We start from the raw sequence: 19,642 nt of genomic DNA on the forward strand, positions 1-19,642 counted from the left end.
ACAAAGTGGAGACGCTCAAGGTTCCGTCGCTTACTATTTGGACTACGGCGAGTTGAGTAAAAAATATGAAAAATATCTTTGAAGAAATCAATGAATTTTCTTCGGAAAAAATCGCGTTATTCAGCTTTGGGAAATTTTGCTACGTCTTTCTTAATAAAGACCCGATCTTTGTCAAGAAATTGCTTCCCCTCATCCAAACCTCTCTGGCAAATGAGAGCTTTCAGGCAGACGTAATGCGTGCTTATACGGAGGGCTGCATGAATGAAAAGGCGGCCATTCTGAAAGAATTTGAAGCCAAACGCGACCATCCAAACGCAGCCAAGTTTTATGGGCCACAGCTTGATCTAGTGGACAAGCGATTGGCTATAAAGACAATCCAGCATTTAATGGACTACTTAAATAATTATCTCAACGAGTATCCGGGATCGCTAGAAATTCTCAACAATTCCTACAAGCATATCCATGACGAAGATGGTGTTTCGTACATAAAAGAAAATTACGCAAATTATCGCATTGGCTGCATTTTTTATTCCAAGCACCAATCAATCATGGGGAGGGCTGAGATGCTGGAGCTAAAATATTCCAAGGTAGTTGAACGTGAGTACGAGAAAATTGGAATTGACATAAGAAAGGAAGATGCTCAGTTCTCTAAATATAGTCTTGTCAGCCTGAACGAGAATATTCAGATATTCAACGACAAGGATAGTCAGACAATACGCGATGAACGCATAGGGCGACACTTCTGGATAAAAGTTCCGAGGAAGCTGCTTACCTCTATCGAGGAACTCATTGAAAAAGGAATGCTGTCCGAAATAGCATTCAGGATTGATTACGTCTCCGATTATGTCCCTGCAATGGAGGAGATGGAGTTTGGCGCTCCGTTGCGATTGAAAATATCTTCCCTTCCTAGATTGTCAAAGTTCTACTCCACCGATAAATATGAGAACAATCTATGGATTCACCATGACGCAGAGAAGCTAAGTTTGACTTTTGAAGAATTGATGGAGGACTTTGAGGTGGCAGGCGACGACGTCGTAACGCAAGTCATCCATCTTGAATACAGTTCAAAAGGCGATGATTTTTTTATAACTCACTTGGATCACGAATTTATCGTATATACGTTGGATAGCTATCAAGAAAGATTGAGCAATGCCAACATCAAGGGGCATAGAAAAATAAAGACATTCAAAATAGATAACTCAATGATCCCGTTTGATATAAATATTAGCGGGGATCTTTTTCTGTTTCAGGTTCTCGATTCGTATTTAAAAAATGATGACTTGATTCGTGAATATTTTGAAAAAATTAACTGACTTTATAGTTTGAGATATTTAATTAAAACAGCGATCGGCATAGAACATGGCGCTGCTGCCCGCGATAATCATGTGATTGGGCGCTCGCGCCCACTAGCCCCAGCGCATCCTTGAGCCGCAGGCCAGTTCCTTATCGGCCTATGGCGATTCCACACTAGCATGGAGCCTCGATAGAGCAAGAGATCCGTTGCCACATGCTCGTGCTGTGGTTTGGGTGTACGGTTGGACAGATGCTGCTGTCAGGACTTCTCGCCAGGCTGCCGCTGCTCGATCTGCAACCGCGCCCGTTCGGTCGCCTGCTGCAACCGCTCCCCCAGCACCGCACGCGGCGGCAGGGTCGTCAGGTATTCGGCTACGTGGATGCCCGACTTGTCCAGCTCCAGCAACTCGATCTGCTCTGACTTCTTGCCGGTACAAAGAATGATGCCCAGCGGCGAGGCTTCCTCCGGTTCGCGTTCGTGCTTGTCGAGCCAACGCAAATAAAGCTCCATCTGCCCCTTGTATGCTGCCTTGAACTCGCCGATCTTCAACTCCACCGCCACCAGCCGCCGCAGCTTGCGGTTATAGAACAGCAGGTCCAGGTGGAAATCCTCGTCGTCGATCTGGATGCGTTTCTGCCGGGCTAGGAAAGAGAAGCCCGCGCCCAACTCCAGCAAAAAAGACTCCATTTCGCGGATGATCGCGGCTTCCAGGTCGCCTTCCTGCCAGGTATCGCGCAGGCCCAGGAAGTCGAGGATGTACGGGTCGCGCATGACCAGCGCCGGCGACATGCGCTGCGCATCGCGCATCGCCGCCAGCTCTTGCGTGATCGTCTCGTCCGGCTTCTTGGACAGCGCCGTGCGCTCGTATAGCATCGAGTCGATGCGCTCGCGTAGCGTCCGCACGCTCCAGCGTTCGGCGCTGGCCATTTGCACGTAGTAGTCCCGCTGGAGCGGGTCTTTTAGCGGCAGCAGCGCCACGAAATGCGACCAGCTCAATTGTCGTGACAGCGTCACGACAATTGGCTCGTCCGAGAAGGTGGCGGCGAACTGCACCATCCGGCGCAGGTTCTTGTCCGCGAAGCTACGTCCGTAGTCGCGGACAAGCTGCGCCGCCAGGGTCGGCAGGATTTCGTCGCCGTACCCGGCCCGCTGCCCGGCAAGCACTTCCGTATGGATGCGCTGGCCAATGCGCCAGAACAGCAATGTCAGCTCGGCATTGACCGCCGAGGCGACGCGCTGGCGCGACGCTTCGATCAGTGCCCGGATGTCGCCCAGCAGCGCGGGCGGCGCTGCTGGCGCTGAGACGGATGCCTTGCGCCGGGTCATGCGGCCACCTCCTTGGCTCCCTGCATCCCGGTGATCGTCTTACGCCGATTCGCCACCAGTTCGGCCGCCTCTCGCACCGGCTTATCCTCGGTGTGGACGTAGCGCATGAACATGACGACGGTCTTGTGCGCCGTTAGCGCCATGCCGACCTTGACCGGGATGCCCGAATTGGCAATGTCGGTCGCCGAACGGTGGCGGATGCCGTGCGTGCCCACGTGCGTAGCGCCAGCCGCCTTGAGCGCACGGCTCCAGCCACCGTAATACTCGCCCGTGGTTAGATGCTTGCCAGCGTGGCTAGGAGAAGGCAGCACATAGCGGCTACCCTCCTGCCGGGGTGCCGTCGAGAGTAGCCGATAGGCTTCCTCGCTCATGGGCTTAGACATGCCGCCTGTCTTGCTGTCAGGCCAGACGACGCGCCGGTTCTGCAAGTCAACCCAGTTCCATTCCAGCGCGATGATTTCCGAGCGGCGGCCGGCGAACTCGAACTGCAGGCGGATTCCCAAAGGGATGACGTAGTTCTCCAGCCCCTCCGACTCGATCTTGTCGAGCTGTCGGAACAGGTTGCCCATTTCTTCGTCGCTGATGAGGTGAGTCGATTTGCCGGCAGGGAACATCGGGACGTGACGGCAAGGGTTGGTACCGTCGGGCCGATAGCCCCATACCTCGGCCATGTTGAACATCTTGCGCAAGACGCTGAATACCTTGTTCGCCTCGGTCTGCTTGTACGAAAGCTTTTCCATCAGTCCGGCGATTTCAGGACGCTTCACGTCCTGAACTTTCTTGCGTCCCAGCAGCGGAATAATGTTGCGATTGATGACAGCCTGATAGCCGGCTTGGGTGCTGAGCTTGTTGCGCTTCTTGGAGTAGTCCTCCATGAACTTCGTGCATAGCTCCTTGACCGTAGGTGCCTGGCGCGCCTCCGCCTTCTCTGCGGCGGGATCTCCGCCTCGGCGGACTTGGGCCAGCCATTCCTGCGCCAGCGACCGCGCCTGTTCGACGGTCAGCTCCCCGTACAGTCCTAGCGAGGGCTTGCGGCGCTCGCCAGCGTTCGTCCGGTACTGGAGCATGAACACCTTGCGACCCGCCGGGGTAATCTTGCACAGGAAGCCGGGGACCAGCGTGTCCCGGAGTTCGACGGCCTCTGCCTGGGGTTGCGCCGCATCGACAGCGGACTTAGTGAGTTTGATCTTAGCCATGATGACTCCTTGGAAAGACCTGGATTCCAAGGGCCGGATAGGAGTCAGGCGGTCGGAAGTCAGGTCAGGTTTCGGAAAGCACCGGCATATGTTGAACTCGCTTAAGTCATTGATAAACCTGCTGTATCGGGCTGTAGCGTAGTCCAGCGAATTTCGGTGCTGGAGTCATGGTGAAATAAAAAACCCGCGCCGGAGGGCGCGGGTTTCGGGTCTGGCACTGGCGGGGCGCTGCCGCACGGGGTGCGGCAGGCACGGCCGGGCTAGCAGCGCTTATTCAGCGGTGCCGGGAGCGGGCCAGGTGCGGGTTTCATAGACCGACGCATAGGTGCTGGGCTCGCCACCCAGGCGGCGGACTTCAGCCACGAATTCGGGGCCGCTGCGCAGGCGCTGGTATTCGGCCAGGCGCTGTGCGTACATCGGGTCGTTGGCGGGAGAGCCTTCGCCCACCTGGTAGCGGCCCAGGCCGGCGCGCTGCCACAGGTTCCAGTCCGCCATCACTTCGGCGGTGGTCACCGGGCGGCTCGTGGCCGACACGATGGGAGCGGGCGCGGGGCCGGCCCAGACTTCCTGCGACACGTTCGCGCTGCCCATGGGGCCTGCGACGGCTGCGCCGGTGGCGGCAAAAGCCAGGGTGGCGGCGGCGATGAGTTGCTTGCGGTTCATGTTGTTCCTTTCGAATGACACGTGAGAGGGATGCAGTGAAAGGAAAAGAGGGTGTTGCCAGCGGGGTTGCCGCGGCAGCATCTTTCGCTGCAGGGATTTCAGTGTCGCGCCGGGAGGGGGGCCGAACGTGTGCGAAAACGCAGGTATTCGTGTCAGGTCCCATCCGACGGGCGTGTGCTCCGATGCGCTGCGGGCTGTGGGCTTTCTGCCGGGTTTCCCAATGAAAAACCGCTGCAGACAGCAGCGCCGCCGGTGCGGCCCCGGCGATGTCGCCCGGGGCCGCGCCGGCGGCGCAGTGGCGGGCCGCAAAGACCGTTTCCGCCCTGTTTCTTACAGCGGCTTACCGCGCTTGCACTCCGAAGGGAATGCTCGCGTTTGCCGCCGCGATTCAGTTCACGCTGCGCTGTGCAGCGGCACCGGCGGTGCTCACGCTGCCGCCCAGACGCTGCACTTCAGCCACGTATTCGGGGCCGCTGCGCAGGCGCTGGTAGGTGGCCAGGCGCTGGGCGTAGGCGGGGTTGGTCACGTCGCTGTATTCGCCCGAGTTGATCGAGCCCAGGCCGGCGCGGTTCCACAGGTTCAGATCGGCTTGCACTTCGGCACGCGACAGCGGGGCGCCCTGGGCGGCGGGCTGGGCGCCGAACCAGACTTCCTGCGACGTGGTGGCAGCGGATGCGGAGCCGGCGAAAGCGGCGGCGGCAACGGCGGCGAGGGCGATCAGGTGCTTGGTATGGCGGTTCATGACGGTTCTTCCTTCTTGGTCTGCTGCAGGGGCGGGATTGCCGTCTGCATGGGAAGAAGTGTCGGGTTTTCCCTGATGGGCGTATGTGCGCAAACGCACAGCTTTTCGCAGATCGGTGCGGCCCGGGGCCGCTCAGCCGGCCGGCGGCCACTGCCGCGCCGGGTGCGGCACATGCAGCACGTCGAGCGGCTGCGAGCGCCCGCGCACCGCCGCCGGCACGGGCTGGCCCAGCGCGTCCGCCACGCCGGCCAGGCAGGCGGCTTCCAGTGACAGCACCAGGCGCGTGCCGGCCTGCTTGGAATGGTCCTGCAGCCGGCTGGCGGTGTTCACCACCTCGCCCACGGCGCTGAAGGTGGTGGTGTCGCCCCAGCCCACGCGGCCCAGCGCGACCCGGCCCGCATGCAGCCCCATGCCGAAGTCCAGCGCATGGCCGAACTGCGTGGCGAAGCTCTGCGCGTTCCAGGCGTCCATGCGCTGCTCGATGAGCGCGGCGGCCTGCACCGCCTGGCGGCAGGCGGTGGGCAGGTCGGTGCGCAGGCCGAAGATGGCCATCACGCTGTCGCCGATGAACTGGTTGGCGAGGCCGCCGCTGGCCTGCACGGCAGCGCCGACCTGCGCGAAATACTGGTCCAGCACCCAGGCCAGGTCGAACGGCCACTGCCGCTCGGCCAGGCCCGACCAGCGGCGCAGGTCCACGAACAGGATGGCCACCTGCCGCTCCTCGTAGGCCGCGGAGGCCGCGACCGGGGCCGCTGCGGCGGCGGTGCCGTCGGCCCCTTCGGCGCGAAAGAGCGGCGTCACGGTGGCATCGCCCTGCGGCCGCAGCTGGCAGGCCAGCCGCACGTCGGGCGGCGCCTGCACGCGCGCCAGCGTCTGGCGCTCGTCGCGCCCCGGCGGGGGCAGGGCGCCGGGCGCGGCCTGCACGCGCACGCGGCAGGTGGAGCAGCGTGCGCGCCCTCCGCAGCGCGAAAGGTGGGCGATGCCGTGGGCGCGGCTCGCCTCCAGCACGGTGAAGCCGCGCGGCACCTGCACCGCGCGGTCCGGGTAGCGCAGCGTGACGGTGCGGCCGGCCTGGCAGTGCCGCCGGCGGGCGGCGCCCCAGCCCCAGCGCAGCGCCGGCAGGGCGGCCAGGGCCAGCAGCCAGCCCAGGCGCAGCTGTTCGGCCAGCGCATGGGCGGCGGCGGCACCGGCTTCCGTGGCGGTGGGCGCGGCGGGCAGGCCCCGCCATTGCAGCTCGCGCGCCATCGCCACCACGCCCAGCGCGGCGAGCACCGGCAGCAGCACCGCGCCGGCCAGCAGCAGCGGCTGCCAGCGCTGCCAGCCGGCCCGGCTGCGCAGTGCCAGGTGCAGGCCCAGGCAGCCGTGCGCCCAGGTCGCGGCCAGCAGCAGCCATTGCAGGCTCAGGCCCTCGGGCGTCCAGATGGCGCGCACCACGCGCGCATAGCTGGGCTCCACGCCCAGCCAGTCGTCCGTCCAGCGCGTGCCCACCGCGTGCGCGGCCAGCAGCAGCGGCAGCGCCAGGCCCAGCGCCAGCCGCACGGCCTCGATGGCGGGCATGCGCAGGCTGCGGCGCTGCCATAGCGCGACGCAGGCCATGGCCAGATGCGTGGCGAAGGCGCCGTAGAGCAGCACCGTGCCCGGCAGCGTCGCCCAGGCGCCGTGCAGCGTGCGGCGCAGGGCCTCGGCCGCCTCCAGCGACGCCAGCCCCGCCGCATGGTTGGCCAGGTGCAGCGCCACATAGGCCCAGAGCACCAGGCCGCTGGTCCAGCGCAGATTGCGCGCGGTGGGCCAGGCGGGGCGGTGGGCGGGGGAGGGCGGTGTGGGCATGTGGCGAGCAGGGCTGTAGCGCCGGGCGTCTGCGCGCGCGGCGGGGGCTGAGCATAATCCGCGCCCCGTCCTCCCTTGCTGCGCCCCGTTCCATGAATGCTTCCGCTCCCGCCCGCTCCAGCCTGGCCCTGCGCCGCATCGCGCTCTTCGAGGGGCTGGGCGATGCCTGCCTGGACCGCATCGCCGCGGACTGCGACTGGCGCATGCTGGAGGCGCGCCGCCCGCTCTTCACGCGCGCGTCGGTGGGCGGCGAGGTGTATTTCCTCGTCTCCGGCCAGGCCCGCATCACCACCTATTCGGCCAATGGCCGCGAGGTGGCCTTCCGCGACTGCGATGCCGGCGCGCATTTCGGCGATCTCTCGGCGCTGGACGGGCAGCCGCGCTCGGCCGACGTGGTGACGCTGGAGCCCTCGCTGCTGGCCTGCATGTCGCCGAAGGCCTTCCTGGCGCTGCTGGAGCGCGAGCCCGCGCTGGCCATGCGGATGATGCGCAGTCTGGCGCTGCTCGTGCGGCGCCTGACCGAGCGGGTGATCGACCTCAGCACGCTGGGCGTGCACACGCGGCTGCACACCGAGCTGCTGCGCATGGCGCACGAGGCCGGCGTGGCGGAGGACCACAGCGCGCTCATCGATCCCATGCCGCCGCATGTGGCCCTGGCCGGCCGGATCAGCACCAACCGCGAGCAGGTCACGCGCGAGCTGGGCGCGCTGACGCGGCGCGGCGTGCTCAAGAAAGAAGGCGCGCACGCGGTGCGGATCACCGACGTGCGCGCCCTGGAAGCGCTGGTCGCCGCCGTGCGCGGCGACTGACGGCCCGTTGTGCGGCTCTGCGAGCCGCGCCTACTTGTCGTGGTGCAGGTAGCTCGCCTGCTTGGGCAGCATCAGGCTGACCAGGAAGGCGATGGCCAGCATGCCGGTCACATACCAGTAGAAGTACGACTCGTGGCCCAGCGACTTCAGGCCCAGGGCCACGTACTCGGCGCTGCCGCCGAAGATGGCGTTGCCCACCGCGTACGACAGGCCCACGCCCAGCGCGCGCACTTCGGGCGGGAACATCTCGGCCTTCACCACGCCGCTGATCGAGGTGTAGAAGCTCACCACCGCCAGCGCCAGCGTGATGAGCACGCCGGCCACCAGCGGGCTGCCCACCTGCTGCAGCTGGCTCATCACCGGCACCGTCATCAGCGCGCCCAGGGCGCCGAAGAGCAGCATGTTGTTGCGCCGGCCGATGCGGTCGGAGAGCGCGCCGAAGAGCGGCTGCATGCACATGTAGAGGAAGAGGCACGCGGTCATCACGTTGCTGGCCGTCTTGATCGACATGCCGGCCGAGTTGACCAGGTACTTCTGCATGTAGGTGGTGAAGGTGTAGAAGACCAGCGAGCCGCCGGCCGTGTAGCCCAGCACCACGAAGAAGGCGCGCTTGTGGTGCGTGAAGAGGTGGCGCAGCGTGCCCGCGCCCTGGGTGGCGCGGTGCTGCTTGCTGGCCGTCTCGGTCAGCGTGCGGCGCAGCGCCAGGGCGACCACGGCCGCGACCGCGCCCAGCACGAAGGGAATGCGCCAGCCCCAGCGCTTGAGCTCGGCGTCGTCCAGCGCCTGCTGCAGCAGCACCACCACCAGCACCGCCAGCAGCTGGCCGCCGATGAGCGTGACGTACTGGAACGACGAGAAGAAGCCGCGCTGGCCGCGCATGGCGACTTCGCTCATGTAGGTGGCCGTGGTGCCGTACTCGCCGCCCACCGACAGGCCCTGCAGCAGCCGTGCGGCCAGCAGCAGCGCGGGCGCGGCGGCGCCGATCTGCGCGTAGGTGGGCAGGCAGGCGATGATCAGCGAGCCCGCGCACATCATGGTGACCGAGACCACCATCGAGGTCTTGCGGCCCTTGCGGTCGGCCAGGCGGCCGAACAGCCAGCCACCCACCGGCCGCATCAGGAAGCCGGCCGCGAACACGCCGGCCGTGTTGAGCAGCTGCACCGTGGGGTCGGACTTGGGGAAGAACGCCGGCGCGAAGTAGATCGCGCAGAAGGCATAGACGTAGAAGTCGAACCACTCCACCAGGTTGCCGGACGAGGCGGCGAAGATGGCGAAGATGCGCTTTTTCTTCTCTTCGAAGGTGTAGGGCGTGTGGTCGGTCGTATCGGCTGGCGCCGTGGCAGTGCTCATGGATGCGGTCCTTGTCTCGGTCTCTCGGGGCCTGGGCCGCGCAGGGGCAGCCCATGCGCCGAGTCTGCGCGGTGCGCTCGCGCATGTCGTCCGTAGCCGCCCGCCGGGCGCCTGCGTAGCGATACGCAAGGGTTAATACCGAGATCCCGGGCGCAGGTTCCCTCGCGCCGTCCGCCCGCTACAGCCTGTGCTCGCGCAGGAAGCGGTCGAGCTGGTGGCTGTTGGCGAGGCCCAGCTTGGCGAAGGCGTGCGCGCGGTGCGTCTCCACAGTGCGCTGCTCCAGCGGGGCGAGTTCCTGCGCGATCTGCTTGTTGGGCTTGCCTTCGGCCACCAGCCGGGCGACCTGCATCTCGCGCGGGGTGAGCTTGTCCCACAGCGCCTGGGCGGCGCGCCGGACCTGCTGGCGTGCGGCGATCTCGCCGGCGCGGCGCAGCGCGCGGCCGATGGTCTCCAGCAGCCGCTCGTCGTTGCAGGGCTTTTCCAGCCAGTCGAAGGCGCCCTGCTGCACGGCGGCCACGGCCATGGGAATGTCGCCGTGGCCCGAGAGGAAGACCGCCACCAGCGGGCTGTCCTGCGCGCGCAGCGCGTCGAACACCTGCAGCCCGCTCATGCCGCCCAGGCGCAGGTCGAGGATGGCGCAGCCCGGGCGCTGCAGGTCGGCGCCGGCGAGGAAGTCCTCGCCCGAGGCGAAGGTCTGCACCGCATGGCCGCGCGAGAGCAGCAGCAGGCCCAGCGAGCGGCGCACGGCCTCGTCGTCATCGACCACGCAGAGGTTGTTGGCGAGGGCTGCCGTCGCGGCAGGGGCAGGTGCAGGGGCGTTGTTCACGGCGATGCGATCTCCAGCTCGAGGGTGAATACGGTGCCGCCGCCAGGCCGGGCGGCGAAGCCCAGGCGGCCCCGGTGGGCCTCCACGATGGTGCGGCAGATGTTCAGGCCCAGGCCCAGTCCGGCGGGCTTGGTGGTGAAGAAGGGCGCGAAGACGCGCTCGGTGAGCGCCGCGTCGATGCCCGCGCCCCGGTCGGCCACGCGGATGTGCATGCGCCCGTCCTGCACCTGGGCGTCGATCTCCACCACGCGCTCTTCGGGCGGCTTGGCCTCCATGGCCTGCAGGCTGTTGGAGACGAGGTTGAGCAGCACCTGCTCCAGCAGCACGCGGTCGCCGCGCGCGGGCGGCAGGCCGGCGGGCGCCTGCACCACGGCGCGCGCCTGGCGCTGGCGCATCTCGCCGCGCAGCAGCGCCAGCGCATTGGCGATGAGGGCGGGCACGGCGCAGTCCTCGGTGCCGGGCGTGTGCTGGCGCACGAAGCCGCGGATGCGGCGCACGATCTCGGCGCTGCGCTGGGCCTGCGCCATGGTCTCGTCCAGGCTGCTGGCCAGCAGCGCCTGGTTGCCCTGCTGCGCGAAGGCCTTGGCGGCGCTGGCGAAGCTGCTGAGCGCCATCAGCGGCTGGTTGAGCTCGTGCGCCAGGGTGGAGGCCATCTCGCCCAGGCTGGCCAGGCGCTGCGCGTGCTGCAGCTGCTCGTCGTTCTGGCGCTGGCGCTGCTCGGCGCGCTTTTGCTCGGTGATGTCCACGACCGAGCTCATCCAGCCCGCGTGCGTGCCGTCGGCGCGCACCAGCGGCGCCGTATAGACCATGGTGATGACCTCGTGCCCGTCGCGGTGCCTGAGGCGCGACTCGAAGCCCGTGCGCGCGGGCTCGCCGCGGATCATGGCCTCGTAGCGCTGCCAGTGCTGGGGCACGTCGTCCGGGTGCCAGTACGGGTAGGGCGGCAGCCGGCCCAGCAGGTCTTCGGCGGCATGGCCCGTCATGGCGCAGAAGGCGGGGTTGACGTAGGTGATGCGGCCTTCGGCGTCGCGCGCGCGCATGCCCACCAGCAGCGAATCCTCCATCGCCTTGCGGAAGGCGTGGGCTTCGTCCAGCGCCTGGGTGCGCTCGCGCACGCGCCGCTCCAGGTCCTGCCGGGCGTCGCGCTGCTCGGCGAAGCGGCGCTCGCGCAGCCGCCAGTAGAGGCCGCCCAGCAGCAGCACGGCGGCCACCAGCAGGCCCAGCATCCAGGCCCGCTGGCCGGCCTGCGCGACCTCGGTGTCGTCGGCCGTCACCGTGAGCGTCCAGCCCAGGTCGGGCAGGGCCTCGTCCACGGCCAGCAGGCGCTGCGGCCGGCCGCCGATGCGCGTGTGCAGCAGGTAGTAGCCGGGCTGGCCGGCGTCGCGCTCCACGCGCCAGGGCACGGCCGCCAGATCGCCGCGCGCGCCGTACTGCTGCTCGCGCCGGATGCGTTCGCGCTCGGCCGGCTGCAGGGCGCGGGTGGTGCGGTAGAGCCATTCGGGCACGGAGCTGAGGAACACCACGCCGCTCGCGTCCGAGAGCGCGATGGGCGCGCGCACGAAGGCCCAGGCCTGCTGCTGCGGCTGCAGGCTGAGCTTGACGGCGACCACGCCCAGCACGGCGCCGCTGCCCTCGGCGCGCACTGGCGCGGAGAGGAAGAGGCCCGGCTCGCCCGTGGTCTGCCCCACGCCGTAGAACATGCCGTTCTGGCCGTCGCGCGCTTCGGCGAAGTAGGGCCGGTTGGCGTAGGACTCGCCGACGAAGCTCTGGGGCGTGTCCCAGTTGCTGGCGGCCAGGGTCATGCCGTCGGGGCCGATGAGGTAGAGCGCGTCGGAGCCGGCCTCGCGGTTGACCTGGGCGATGTAGCGGTTGGCGCGGGCCAGCGCGCGGGCGTCGCGCGGGTGCGCCAGCGCAGCGCGCAGGTCGGGGTGCAGGCCGGCGGTGAAGGGCAGGTAGCGGTACTTGCCGGCCGCATCGCGCAGCCCCAGCGCATGCACTTCCATCGCGCGGCGGATGGTGTCGGCCTGCATGCGCGCTTCGCGGCGCTCGGCCCACTGCGCGGCCAGGCCGATCAGCATCAGCGCGCAGGCCAGCAGGGCGGCCCAGGCGGCGGCCCGGCGCAGCCCGTGGGCGGCGCCGGGCGTGTCGGGCGATGGGGTTCTGAGTGCGCGAAGCGGCGCCGCGGCGAGGCGGGCCCAGGCGGGTGGAAGCCGGAACATGGCCCTGGATTAGAACCGGTCCGGATGGGGGTCGGTTCTCGTGGCAGCGCCCGGCATGTCCGTTGCTTGGGCGTCAGGGTCTTCGTTCAGGCTCTTGCCCAAGAAAGCACTCTCCCATGCAACGTCGCCATCTCCTGGCCGCCCTGGCGGCCGCCTCCGCAGCGCCCTTCGTCTCGTTCGCGCAGGAGGGCAAGCCGCTGCGCATCGTCGTGCCCTTTCCGCCCGGCGGCGCGACCGACATCGCCGGCCGCGCCCTGCAGGAGCCGCTGCAGCGCCTGCTGGGCCAGCCGGTCGTCATCGACAACCGCGCCGGCGCGGGCGGCTCCATCGGCATGGCCGAAGTGGCCCGCGCGCCGGGCGACGGCCTGACCTTCGGCGTGGCCACGCTGTCCACGCACGGCGTGAATCCCGCCGTCTATGCCAGGCTGCCCTACGACCCCATCAAGGACTTCGCCGGAGTGACCGAGATCGTCAAGGCGCCCGGCGTCCTCGTGATCAACCCGCAGGTGCTGCCCGTGAAGGACTTCGCCGATCTGGTGAAGTACCTCCAGGCCCACCCCGGCAAGATCTCCTACGCCACCCCCGGCAACGGCACCATCGGCCACATGTGGGGCGAGCTGTTCAAGAGCAGCACCGGCACGGCCATGGTCCACATTCCCTACCGTGGTGCGGGCCCGGCCATCAACGACGTGCTGGGCGGGCAGGTGCCGGTGTATTTCGACCAGGTGGCCTCGTCGCTGCCCCACGTGAAGGCCGGCAAGCTCAAGGCCCTGGCCGTGTCGTGGCCAGAGCGGCTTGACGTGCTGCCCGACGTGCCCACCTACGCCGAGCTGGGCTATCCGCAGGCCAACGAGCCTTCGTGGTTCGGCCTGGTGGCGCCCGCTTCCACTCCCGCCGCGCAGGTGCTGCGCGTGCAGCAGGCCGTGGCCGCGGCGCTCAAGGAGCCGGCCGTGCGCGACCGGCTGGCCGGGCAGGGGCTCTACCCCTCGGGCACCACGCCGGCGCAGTTTTCCCAGCAGATCGTGAGGGAGATCGAGAAGATGAAAAAGGTGGCGGCGTATGCCAAGATCAAGCTCGAGTGAATGAGTGAATGAGTGAATGAAAACTGACGGAGCGACGTGTCCATGCCTGCCGTGTTGAGTCCCACCCCATCCCCCAGCCTGCCTTCCGGGCCCTGCGCGGCGCCCGCCGCCCGCATGGTCAGCGCCGTGCCGGGGCGCACGCCGGTGGTGCTCGACTCGCCGCACAGCGGCACGGTCTATCCCGAAGACTTCCGCGCCGCGCTGGCCCTGCCCGTGCTGCGCCGCGCGGAAGACACGCACGTCGAGAAGCTCTACGGCTTCGCCCCCGCGCTGGGCGTGGGCTGGGTGGAGGCGCATTTCCCGCGCATCTACCTGGACGCCAACCGCGACACGACCGAGCTGGATGTCGATCTGCTCGACGGCGAGTGGACCGACCCCATCACCACCGACCCGGTCGTGCTGCAGAAGGTGCGGCTGGGCAAGGGCCTGATCTGGAAGTTCACCGACGAGGGCGTGCCCATCTACGCCCGCAAGCTGGGCGTGGACGAGATCCGCGCGCGCATCGACAACTGCTGGCGCCCCTACCACCAGGCGGTGGCGCGGGAGATCGACGCGGCCCATGCGCGCCACGGCTACTGCATCCACATCAACTGCCACTCCATGCCCGCCGTGGCCGCCAGCCACGCCACGCTGCACCCGGGCCTGGTGCATGCCGACTTCGTCGTGGGCGACCGCGACGGCAGCACCGCCAGCCCGGCGCTCTCGAAGAAGCTCTGCGCCTTCCTGAAGGAGCGCGGCTACAGCGTGGACTACAACCACCCCTACAAGGGCGTGGAACTGGTGCGCCGCTACGGCGACCCGGCAGCGCAGCGCCACAGCATCCAGGTGGAGATCAACCGCAAGCTCTACATGGACGAGCAGACCCTGGCCATCGAAGAGGCCGGCTTCGCCCGCCTGCAGGCCGACCTGAAGGCCATGGTGGAGATGCTGCTGGCCACCGACCCGCGCAGCTGACGGCTCGGATCGGCTCCGCGCTGGCTTCGCGCGCCGCGGCTCAGCGCCGTTGCAGCGCCGCCAGCAGCGAGGCCGTCACGATCAGTCCGCCGCCCAGCAGCGTGCGCGGCTGCAGCTGCGCGGCGGACAGCAGCACCGACGAGACGCTGGCGAACACCACCTCCGACAGCAGCACCACCGCCGTGGTGCCGGCTGCGAGGCGCGCGGCACCGAACTGCAGCGCCCAGTTGCCCAGCAGCAGCAAGGCCGCCAGCACGGCTGCCGTCACCGCCCAGGTCGCGTTGAAGGCCGGAAAGGGCTCGACCACGCCCACCCGGCTGCCCAGGCTGGCCGCCGCCAGCGCCATCAGCAGGCAGCCACCGAACATGGCGCACATGCGCGCCTGGCCGGGCACGGCGCTCAGGCGCCGGAGCGTCACATTGGTCATGGCGAACATGAAGCCGCCCAGCAGCGCCAGCCCGTCCGCCATCGAGAGGCCGTGCAGCAGCTGCCCGGGCGAGGCGCCCGCCGGCACCAGCACCAGCAGCACGCCGCCGAAGGCCAGTAGCAGCCGCGCCAGCGCCATGGGCGTGGGCCGCTCGCCCAGGATGCGCCAGGCCAGCAGCACCGCCCAGGCGGGCATCAGATAGAAGAGCAGGATCACGCGCACCACGTCGCCCACCGTCACCGCCCAGTTGAAGGCCACGTTGTTGAGGCCCGAGCACACCGCCAGCAGCCAGAGCTGCGGGTGCGCGCGCAGCTGGGCGATGAGGCCCGGGCGCAGCGCCAGCAGCGTGGCCAGCACGCCGCTGTACATCACCGCTGTAGCCCAGAGTGGATGCAGCCCGGCACCGTGCATGAGCCGGAACGGCCACCACGCCAGCCCCCAGATCAGGGCGTTGAGCAGCAGGGCCAGCACGGGCAGCAGGGAGGAAGGCAACGGCATGTTGAAGGCGAAAAACGGCTGCGGCGCGCTTTCCACCTGCGCGTGCAGCTATCAATAAAGGAGCGATGGAGCGCAGGCCGAGCGCTGCCCGGCTCAGTGATGGTGGTCGTGCCGGGCCAGATGCAGCAGGTGCTCGACCTCGTCCGGGTAGGCCTTGCAGTTGTGGATGTGCCAGCGCTTGATGAGCCACATCACCCCCGCCACCACCAGCCCGAAGGCCGTGATGGCGCCGAACACCGACAGGCCCATCTTGAGCGACAGGCTGTAGAACGCGCCCAGACCCAGGATGCAGGCCTGCTCGTTGAAGTTCTGCACGGCGATGGAGCGGCCCGCGCCCATCAGGTTGTGGCCGCGGTGCTGCAGCAGCGCGTTCATGGGCACCACCAGGTAGCCACCCAGCCCGCCCAGCAGGATCAGGAAGGGCACGGCGACCCAGATGCTCTTGATGAACACCATCGCGATCAGCAGCAGGCCCATGGCGATGCCCAGCGGAATGACCTTGGTGGCCGCGTCCAGCCGCATGCGCATGGAAGCCACCACCGCGCCCACGGCCGTGCCGATGGCCACCACGCCAGTGAGGGCCGAGGCCTGCGTGGTGTTGTAGTGCAGGGCCGCTGCCGCCCAGGCCAGCACGATGAACTTGAGGTTGCCGCCCGCGCCCCAGAACAGGGTGGTGGTGGACAGCGAGATCTGGCCCAGCTTGTCGCGCCACAGCCGGCTGTTGCAGGTCCAGAAGTCCGGCAGCATGGCCAGCGGGTTGCGCGGCATGGGGCGCATCTCGACGCCGGTGTCGGGGATGCGCGTGTTGAACCAGGCGGCGGCCAGGTAGAGCGCGATCATCGAGGCGATGGCCGCTTCGGCCGCGGTGTTCACGCCGGTGTCGATCAGCGGCATGTCGAAGGCCAGCAGATGGCCCGACACCACCGGCCCGATCAGCTGGCCGCCCAGCAGCACGCCCAGGATGATGGAGGCGATGGTCAGCCCCTCGATCCAGCCGTTGGCCTTGACCAGCTGCGAGGCGGGGAGCAGTTCGGTGAGGATGCCGTACTTGGCCGGCGAATAGGCCGCAGCGCCCAGGCCGACCACCGCGTAGGAGATGAGCGGGTGCGAGCCGAACAGCATCATCAGGCAGCCCACCACCTTGATGGCATTGCTGATGAACATCACGCGCCCCTTGGGCATGGCGTCCGCGAAGGCGCCCACGAAGGGTGCCAGCACCACGTAGAACAGCGCGAACATGGGCACCAGGGCGGCGCGCTGCCACTCGGGCGCCCCGCTGGTGCGCAGCAGCTCCACGGCGGCGACGAACAACGCGTTGTCAGCCAGCGAGCTGAAGAACTGCGCCGACATGATGGTGTAGAAACCGCGCTTCATCGAATGGCTGGGGCGTCGTGCATCAGTTGGACTGATGTCCTGTTAAATCTTGCAGAACTGCTGCAGGGACCGGCGGTTATATCACGCACCCCCAGGGGGGCAGTGCCAGAATTCCATGCTTGTTCCCCGTGGAAATTCCGTCATGCCGCGTCCCATCCTGGCCACCATCCATTCCGCTGCGCTGCAGCACAACCTGGCACGTGCCCGCCAGGCCGCGCCCGATGCGCTGGTCTGGGCCGTCGTCAAGGCCAATGCCTACGGCCATGGCATCGAGCGCGTGTTCGACGCGCTGCGCGCCGCCGACGGCTTCGCGCTGCTGGACCTGGCCGAGGCCGAGCGCGTGCGCGCCCTGGGCTGGCGCGGTCCCATCCTGCTGCTCGAAGGCGTGTTCGAGCCGCGCGACCTGGAGCTGTGCTCGCGCCTGGGCCTCTGGCACGCGGTGCACTGCGACGAGCAGATCGACTGGCTGGCCGCGCACAAGACGCAGGCGCCGCACCGCGTGTTCCTGAAGATGAATTCCGGCATGAACCGGCTGGGCTTCACGCCCGAGCGCTACCGCGCCGCCTGGGCGCGCCTCAACGCGCTCACGCAGGTCGATGAGATCTCGTTCATGACCCACTTCAGCGACGCCGACGGCCCGCGCGGCACCGACCACCAGATGGCCGTGTTCCGCCAGGCCACGCAGGACCTGCCCGGCGAGCGCAGCGTGTGCAACAGCGCCGCCACGCTGCGCCAAGGTAGCGACCCGGCCGTGCGCGGCGACTGGGTGCGCGCCGGCATCGTGCTCTACGGCAGCGCGCCCGACCATCCCGAGCGCACCGCGGCCGACTGGGGCCTGCTGTCCGCCATGACGCTGTCGTCCCGCATCATCGGCGTGCAGCACCTGCAGCCGGGCGACACGGTGGGCTATGGCTCCAGCTTCACGGCCGACCGCGCCATGACCATCGGCATCGTGGCCTGCGGCTATGCCGACGGCTACCCGCGCCACTGCAGCACCGGCACGCCCGTGCTGGTGAACGGCACGCCCACGCGCCTGGTGGGCCGCGTCAGCATGGACATGCTGAACGTGGACCTGACCAGCGTTCCCGGCGCGGGCATCGGCAGCGAGGTCACGCTCTGGGGCCGTTCCTCCAGCGGCGCCGTGCAGCCCATCGACGAGGTGGCGCGCGCCGGCGCCACCATCGGCTACGAGCTGATGTGCGCGCTGGCGCAGCGGGTGCCGGTGGCCTTGGCCGACTGAGCGAGCCCGCAGCGCACGTGCAGTGGCGCTGCCCGGTGCGCGCGCAAGCAAGCACCGGCAGTGCATATGGTTAACACGAATGATTCGTTCGCTGCCGGGCGCAGGCCCGGCATAGTCGCGCTCTTGCCCCCGTCGGCCCGGCCTCGCCAGAGAGTCGGCCGGCGCGGACCCATGAACACGGCGACGACGCCACCGAGAGGACCCGACACACCATGCGCGCCCCCGCCCCCCTGCTTGCCATTGCCGCCGCCGTGGCGGTCTTCACCGCCGCGGCCCTGCCGGCCACGGCCGATGCCGCCACCTTCCGCTACGCCCGCTCGGCCGACCTGACCTCGTGGGACATCCACGCGCAGAACGTGGGCACCAACAACGCGCTGCATTCGGCCGTCTATGAAACGCTGGTCGAATACAACAGCAAGACCTTCAAGCCCGAGCCGCAGCTGGCCACCGGCTGGAAGCAGGTCAGCCCCACGCAGCTGCGCGTCAGCCTGCGCCAGGGCGTGAAGTTCAGCGACGGCTCGCCGCTCACCGCGGACGACGTCAAGTTCTCGCTGGAGCGCGCCAAGGCCAAGAGCTCCAACTACGCCGTCTTCACCCTGGGCATCGACCGCGTCGTGGTGGTGGACCCGCAGACCATCGACATCTTTTCTGACCTGCCCAACCCGGTGCTGGTCAACCAGCTGACCGAGCTGCGCATCATGAGCCGCCCATGGGCCGAGAAGAACAACACCACGATTCCGAAGGACATCAAGGTCAGCGAAGAGAACTACGCCCACCGCAACGCGCTGGGCACCGGCCCCTTCGTGCTCAAGTCCTGGTCGCCCGACCAGCGCGTGGTGCTGACGGCCAACCCGCTGTGGTGGGGCCGCGGCAAGTTCCCGGGCAACGTGACCGAGGTGGTCTATACGCCCATCAAGTCCGACGCCACGCGCACCGCCGCGCTGCTCTCGGGCGAGGTGGACTTCGTGATCGACCCCAGCCTGCAGGACGTGCCGCGCATCCGCCAGCAGCCCAACCTGAAGGTGCTGGACGGCGCCGAGAACCGCACCATCCTGCTGGGCATGGACCAGTTCCGCGACGAGCTGCCCGGCTCGAACGTGAAGGGCAAGAACCCGCTCAAGGACGTGCGCGTGCGCCAGGCGCTCTACCAGGCCATCGACATCAATGCCATCCAGCGCGTGGTGCTGCGCGGCCTGGCCCAGCCCACCGGCACGCTCATCGCCCGGCAGGTCAACGGCTGGACGCCCAAGGCCGACGTGCGCTGGCCGTACGACGCTGCTGCCGCGCAGAAGCTGCTGGCCGAGGCGGGCTACCCGCAGGGCTTCGAGGTGGACTTCGCCTGCAGCGCGGGCCGCTACATCAACGACGAGCAGCTCTGCCAGGCCATCACCGCCCAGTGGGCCAAGGTGGGCGTGAAGGCCAAGCTGCGCACGCTGCCCTTCGCCACCTATTTCCCGATGATCCAGCGCAACGAGGCCAGCATCTACCTGCTGGGCTGGGGCGTGCCCACCTTCGACGCGTTCTACACGCTGCAGTCGCTGGTGCGATCGCCCGGCGCGGGCGGCGACGGCAACTTCAACCTGGGGCGCTTCAGCAATCCGCAGCAGGACGCGCTGATCGAGCGCATCAAGAAGGAAACCGACCCCGCCACGCGCAACGGCCTGATCGAGCAGGCGCTGGTCAAGGACCATGCGCTGATCTCGCACATCCCGCTCTACAACCAGATCATTCCGTGGGCCGCGTCCAAGAAGGTGGAGATCACCCACCGCGCCGACAACCGCATCGACTGGCGCCAGCTCAAGGTGAACTGAGGCG

The 19,642-nt window shown here is 67.6% G+C and carries 16 protein-coding genes; 6 read left to right on the plus strand and 10 right to left on the minus strand.

The features are described 5' to 3' along the window. Window positions 1–65: 65 nt before the first annotated feature. The gene (locus tag BM070_RS24050; protein ID WP_004883036.1) at window positions 66–1,313 is read left to right on the plus strand and encodes a hypothetical protein; all 1,248 of its coding nucleotides are present in this window, start codon (window positions 66–68) and stop codon (window positions 1,311–1,313) included. A gap of 239 nt (window positions 1,314–1,552) precedes the next feature. Here BM070_RS24050 and BM070_RS04475 read toward each other — a convergent pair whose 3' ends face one another. The 5 genes from BM070_RS04475 to BM070_RS04495 form a co-directional block, all read right to left on the minus strand. Continuing rightward, window positions 1,553–2,620: a PDDEXK nuclease domain-containing protein gene (locus BM070_RS04475; RefSeq protein ID WP_004883035.1), complete on the minus strand. Its 1,068-nt coding sequence runs from the start codon at window positions 2,618–2,620 to the stop codon at window positions 1,553–1,555. Further along, complete coding sequence (locus BM070_RS04480; RefSeq protein WP_004883034.1) at window positions 2,617–3,816, minus strand: tyrosine-type recombinase/integrase; 1,200 nt, start codon at window positions 3,814–3,816, stop codon at window positions 2,617–2,619. Before BM070_RS04480 ends, BM070_RS04475 begins: the two co-directional genes overlap by 4 nt. Before the next feature lie 270 nt (window positions 3,817–4,086). Beyond that, a complete protein-coding gene (locus BM070_RS04485; protein ID WP_092937919.1) occupies window positions 4,087–4,479 on the minus strand; it encodes a hypothetical protein in 393 nt (130 codons plus the stop codon). A gap of 388 nt (window positions 4,480–4,867) precedes the next feature. Next, the gene (locus tag BM070_RS04490) at window positions 4,868–5,221 is read right to left on the minus strand and encodes a DUF4148 domain-containing protein (RefSeq protein ID WP_092937921.1); all 354 of its coding nucleotides are present in this window, start codon (window positions 5,219–5,221) and stop codon (window positions 4,868–4,870) included. Window positions 5,222–5,353: 132 nt separating this feature from the next. Further along, the gene (locus BM070_RS04495) at window positions 5,354–7,048 is read right to left on the minus strand and encodes an adenylate/guanylate cyclase domain-containing protein (RefSeq protein WP_092937923.1); all 1,695 of its coding nucleotides are present in this window, start codon (window positions 7,046–7,048) and stop codon (window positions 5,354–5,356) included. Between the two features lie 92 nt (window positions 7,049–7,140). Between BM070_RS04495 and BM070_RS04500 the strand changes: the two genes are divergently transcribed. Continuing rightward, on the plus strand, window positions 7,141–7,857 hold the full coding sequence (locus BM070_RS04500) for a Crp/Fnr family transcriptional regulator (protein ID WP_092937925.1): 717 nt from the start codon (window positions 7,141–7,143) through the stop codon (window positions 7,855–7,857). A gap of 30 nt (window positions 7,858–7,887) precedes the next feature. On the opposite strand, the gene BM070_RS04505 is transcribed toward BM070_RS04500, so the two are convergent. From BM070_RS04505 to BM070_RS04515, 3 genes are all read right to left on the minus strand, one after another. Continuing rightward, window positions 7,888–9,207 (minus strand): MFS family transporter, encoded by a 1,320-nt coding sequence (locus tag BM070_RS04505; RefSeq protein WP_092937927.1) that lies wholly within the window; start codon window positions 9,205–9,207, stop codon window positions 7,888–7,890. 178 nt (window positions 9,208–9,385) lie between these two features. After that, a complete protein-coding gene (locus BM070_RS04510; protein ID WP_092937929.1) occupies window positions 9,386–10,033 on the minus strand; it encodes a response regulator transcription factor in 648 nt (215 codons plus the stop codon). Then, the gene (locus tag BM070_RS04515) at window positions 10,030–12,252 is read right to left on the minus strand and encodes a PAS domain S-box protein (protein WP_092937931.1); all 2,223 of its coding nucleotides are present in this window, start codon (window positions 12,250–12,252) and stop codon (window positions 10,030–10,032) included. The genes BM070_RS04510 and BM070_RS04515 overlap by 4 nt, the downstream gene beginning before the upstream one ends. A gap of 116 nt (window positions 12,253–12,368) precedes the next feature. Between BM070_RS04515 and BM070_RS04520 the strand changes: the two genes are divergently transcribed. Together BM070_RS04520 and BM070_RS04525 are read left to right on the plus strand one after the other, a co-directional pair. Next, window positions 12,369–13,334 (plus strand): Bug family tripartite tricarboxylate transporter substrate binding protein, encoded by a 966-nt coding sequence (locus BM070_RS04520; protein WP_092937933.1) that lies wholly within the window; start codon window positions 12,369–12,371, stop codon window positions 13,332–13,334. Between the two features lie 114 nt (window positions 13,335–13,448). Next, window positions 13,449–14,288, plus strand: coding sequence for an N-formylglutamate amidohydrolase (locus BM070_RS04525; protein ID WP_434803162.1), 840 nt, complete (start codon window positions 13,449–13,451; stop codon window positions 14,286–14,288). A gap of 40 nt (window positions 14,289–14,328) precedes the next feature. Here BM070_RS04525 and BM070_RS04530 read toward each other — a convergent pair whose 3' ends face one another. Beyond that, the gene (locus BM070_RS04530; RefSeq protein ID WP_092938152.1) at window positions 14,329–15,213 is read right to left on the minus strand and encodes a DMT family transporter; all 885 of its coding nucleotides are present in this window, start codon (window positions 15,211–15,213) and stop codon (window positions 14,329–14,331) included. 93 nt (window positions 15,214–15,306) lie between these two features. Further along, on the minus strand, window positions 15,307–16,587 hold the full coding sequence (gene lplT, locus BM070_RS04535; RefSeq protein WP_092937937.1) for a lysophospholipid transporter LplT: 1,281 nt from the start codon (window positions 16,585–16,587) through the stop codon (window positions 15,307–15,309). 142 nt (window positions 16,588–16,729) lie between these two features. Between lplT and alr the strand changes: the two genes are divergently transcribed. Together alr and BM070_RS04545 are read left to right on the plus strand one after the other, a co-directional pair. Then, a complete protein-coding gene (gene alr / locus BM070_RS04540; protein WP_092937939.1) occupies window positions 16,730–17,827 on the plus strand; it encodes an alanine racemase in 1,098 nt (365 codons plus the stop codon). A 212-nt stretch (window positions 17,828–18,039) separates the two neighbouring features. After that, on the plus strand, window positions 18,040–19,638 hold the full coding sequence (locus BM070_RS04545) for an ABC transporter substrate-binding protein (protein WP_092937941.1): 1,599 nt from the start codon (window positions 18,040–18,042) through the stop codon (window positions 19,636–19,638). Window positions 19,639–19,642 lie beyond the last annotated feature (4 nt).

It is taken from the genome of Paracidovorax wautersii (assembly GCF_900113035.1).
Taxonomy (GTDB): domain Bacteria; phylum Pseudomonadota; class Gammaproteobacteria; order Burkholderiales; family Burkholderiaceae_C; genus Paracidovorax; species Paracidovorax wautersii.

Bases quoted from the DNA above. Each gene is read 5' to 3' on its own strand.
- BM070_RS24050 (WP_004883036.1), top strand. From the start codon at position 66: ATGAAAAATATCTTTGAAGAAATCAATGAATTTTCTTCGGAAAAAATC.
- BM070_RS04475 (WP_004883035.1), bottom strand. From the start codon at position 2,620: ATGACCCGGCGCAAGGCATCCGTCTCAGCGCCAGCAGCGCCGCCCGCG.
- BM070_RS04480 (WP_004883034.1), bottom strand. From the start codon at position 3,816: ATGGCTAAGATCAAACTCACTAAGTCCGCTGTCGATGCGGCGCAACCC.
- BM070_RS04485 (WP_092937919.1), bottom strand. From the start codon at position 4,479: ATGAACCGCAAGCAACTCATCGCCGCCGCCACCCTGGCTTTTGCCGCC.
- BM070_RS04490 (WP_092937921.1), bottom strand. From the start codon at position 5,221: ATGAACCGCCATACCAAGCACCTGATCGCCCTCGCCGCCGTTGCCGCC.
- BM070_RS04495 (WP_092937923.1), bottom strand. From the start codon at position 7,048: ATGCCCACACCGCCCTCCCCCGCCCACCGCCCCGCCTGGCCCACCGCG.
- BM070_RS04500 (WP_092937925.1), top strand. From the start codon at position 7,141: ATGAATGCTTCCGCTCCCGCCCGCTCCAGCCTGGCCCTGCGCCGCATC.
- BM070_RS04505 (WP_092937927.1), bottom strand. From the start codon at position 9,207: ATGAGCACTGCCACGGCGCCAGCCGATACGACCGACCACACGCCCTAC.
- BM070_RS04515 (WP_092937931.1), bottom strand. From the start codon at position 12,252: ATGTTCCGGCTTCCACCCGCCTGGGCCCGCCTCGCCGCGGCGCCGCTT.
- BM070_RS04520 (WP_092937933.1), top strand. From the start codon at position 12,369: ATGCAACGTCGCCATCTCCTGGCCGCCCTGGCGGCCGCCTCCGCAGCG.
- BM070_RS04525 (WP_434803162.1), top strand. From the start codon at position 13,449: ATGGTCAGCGCCGTGCCGGGGCGCACGCCGGTGGTGCTCGACTCGCCG.
- BM070_RS04530 (WP_092938152.1), bottom strand. From the start codon at position 15,213: ATGCCGTTGCCTTCCTCCCTGCTGCCCGTGCTGGCCCTGCTGCTCAAC.
- lplT (WP_092937937.1), bottom strand. From the start codon at position 16,587: ATGAAGCGCGGTTTCTACACCATCATGTCGGCGCAGTTCTTCAGCTCG.
- alr (WP_092937939.1), top strand. From the start codon at position 16,730: ATGCCGCGTCCCATCCTGGCCACCATCCATTCCGCTGCGCTGCAGCAC.
- BM070_RS04545 (WP_092937941.1), top strand. From the start codon at position 18,040: ATGCGCGCCCCCGCCCCCCTGCTTGCCATTGCCGCCGCCGTGGCGGTC.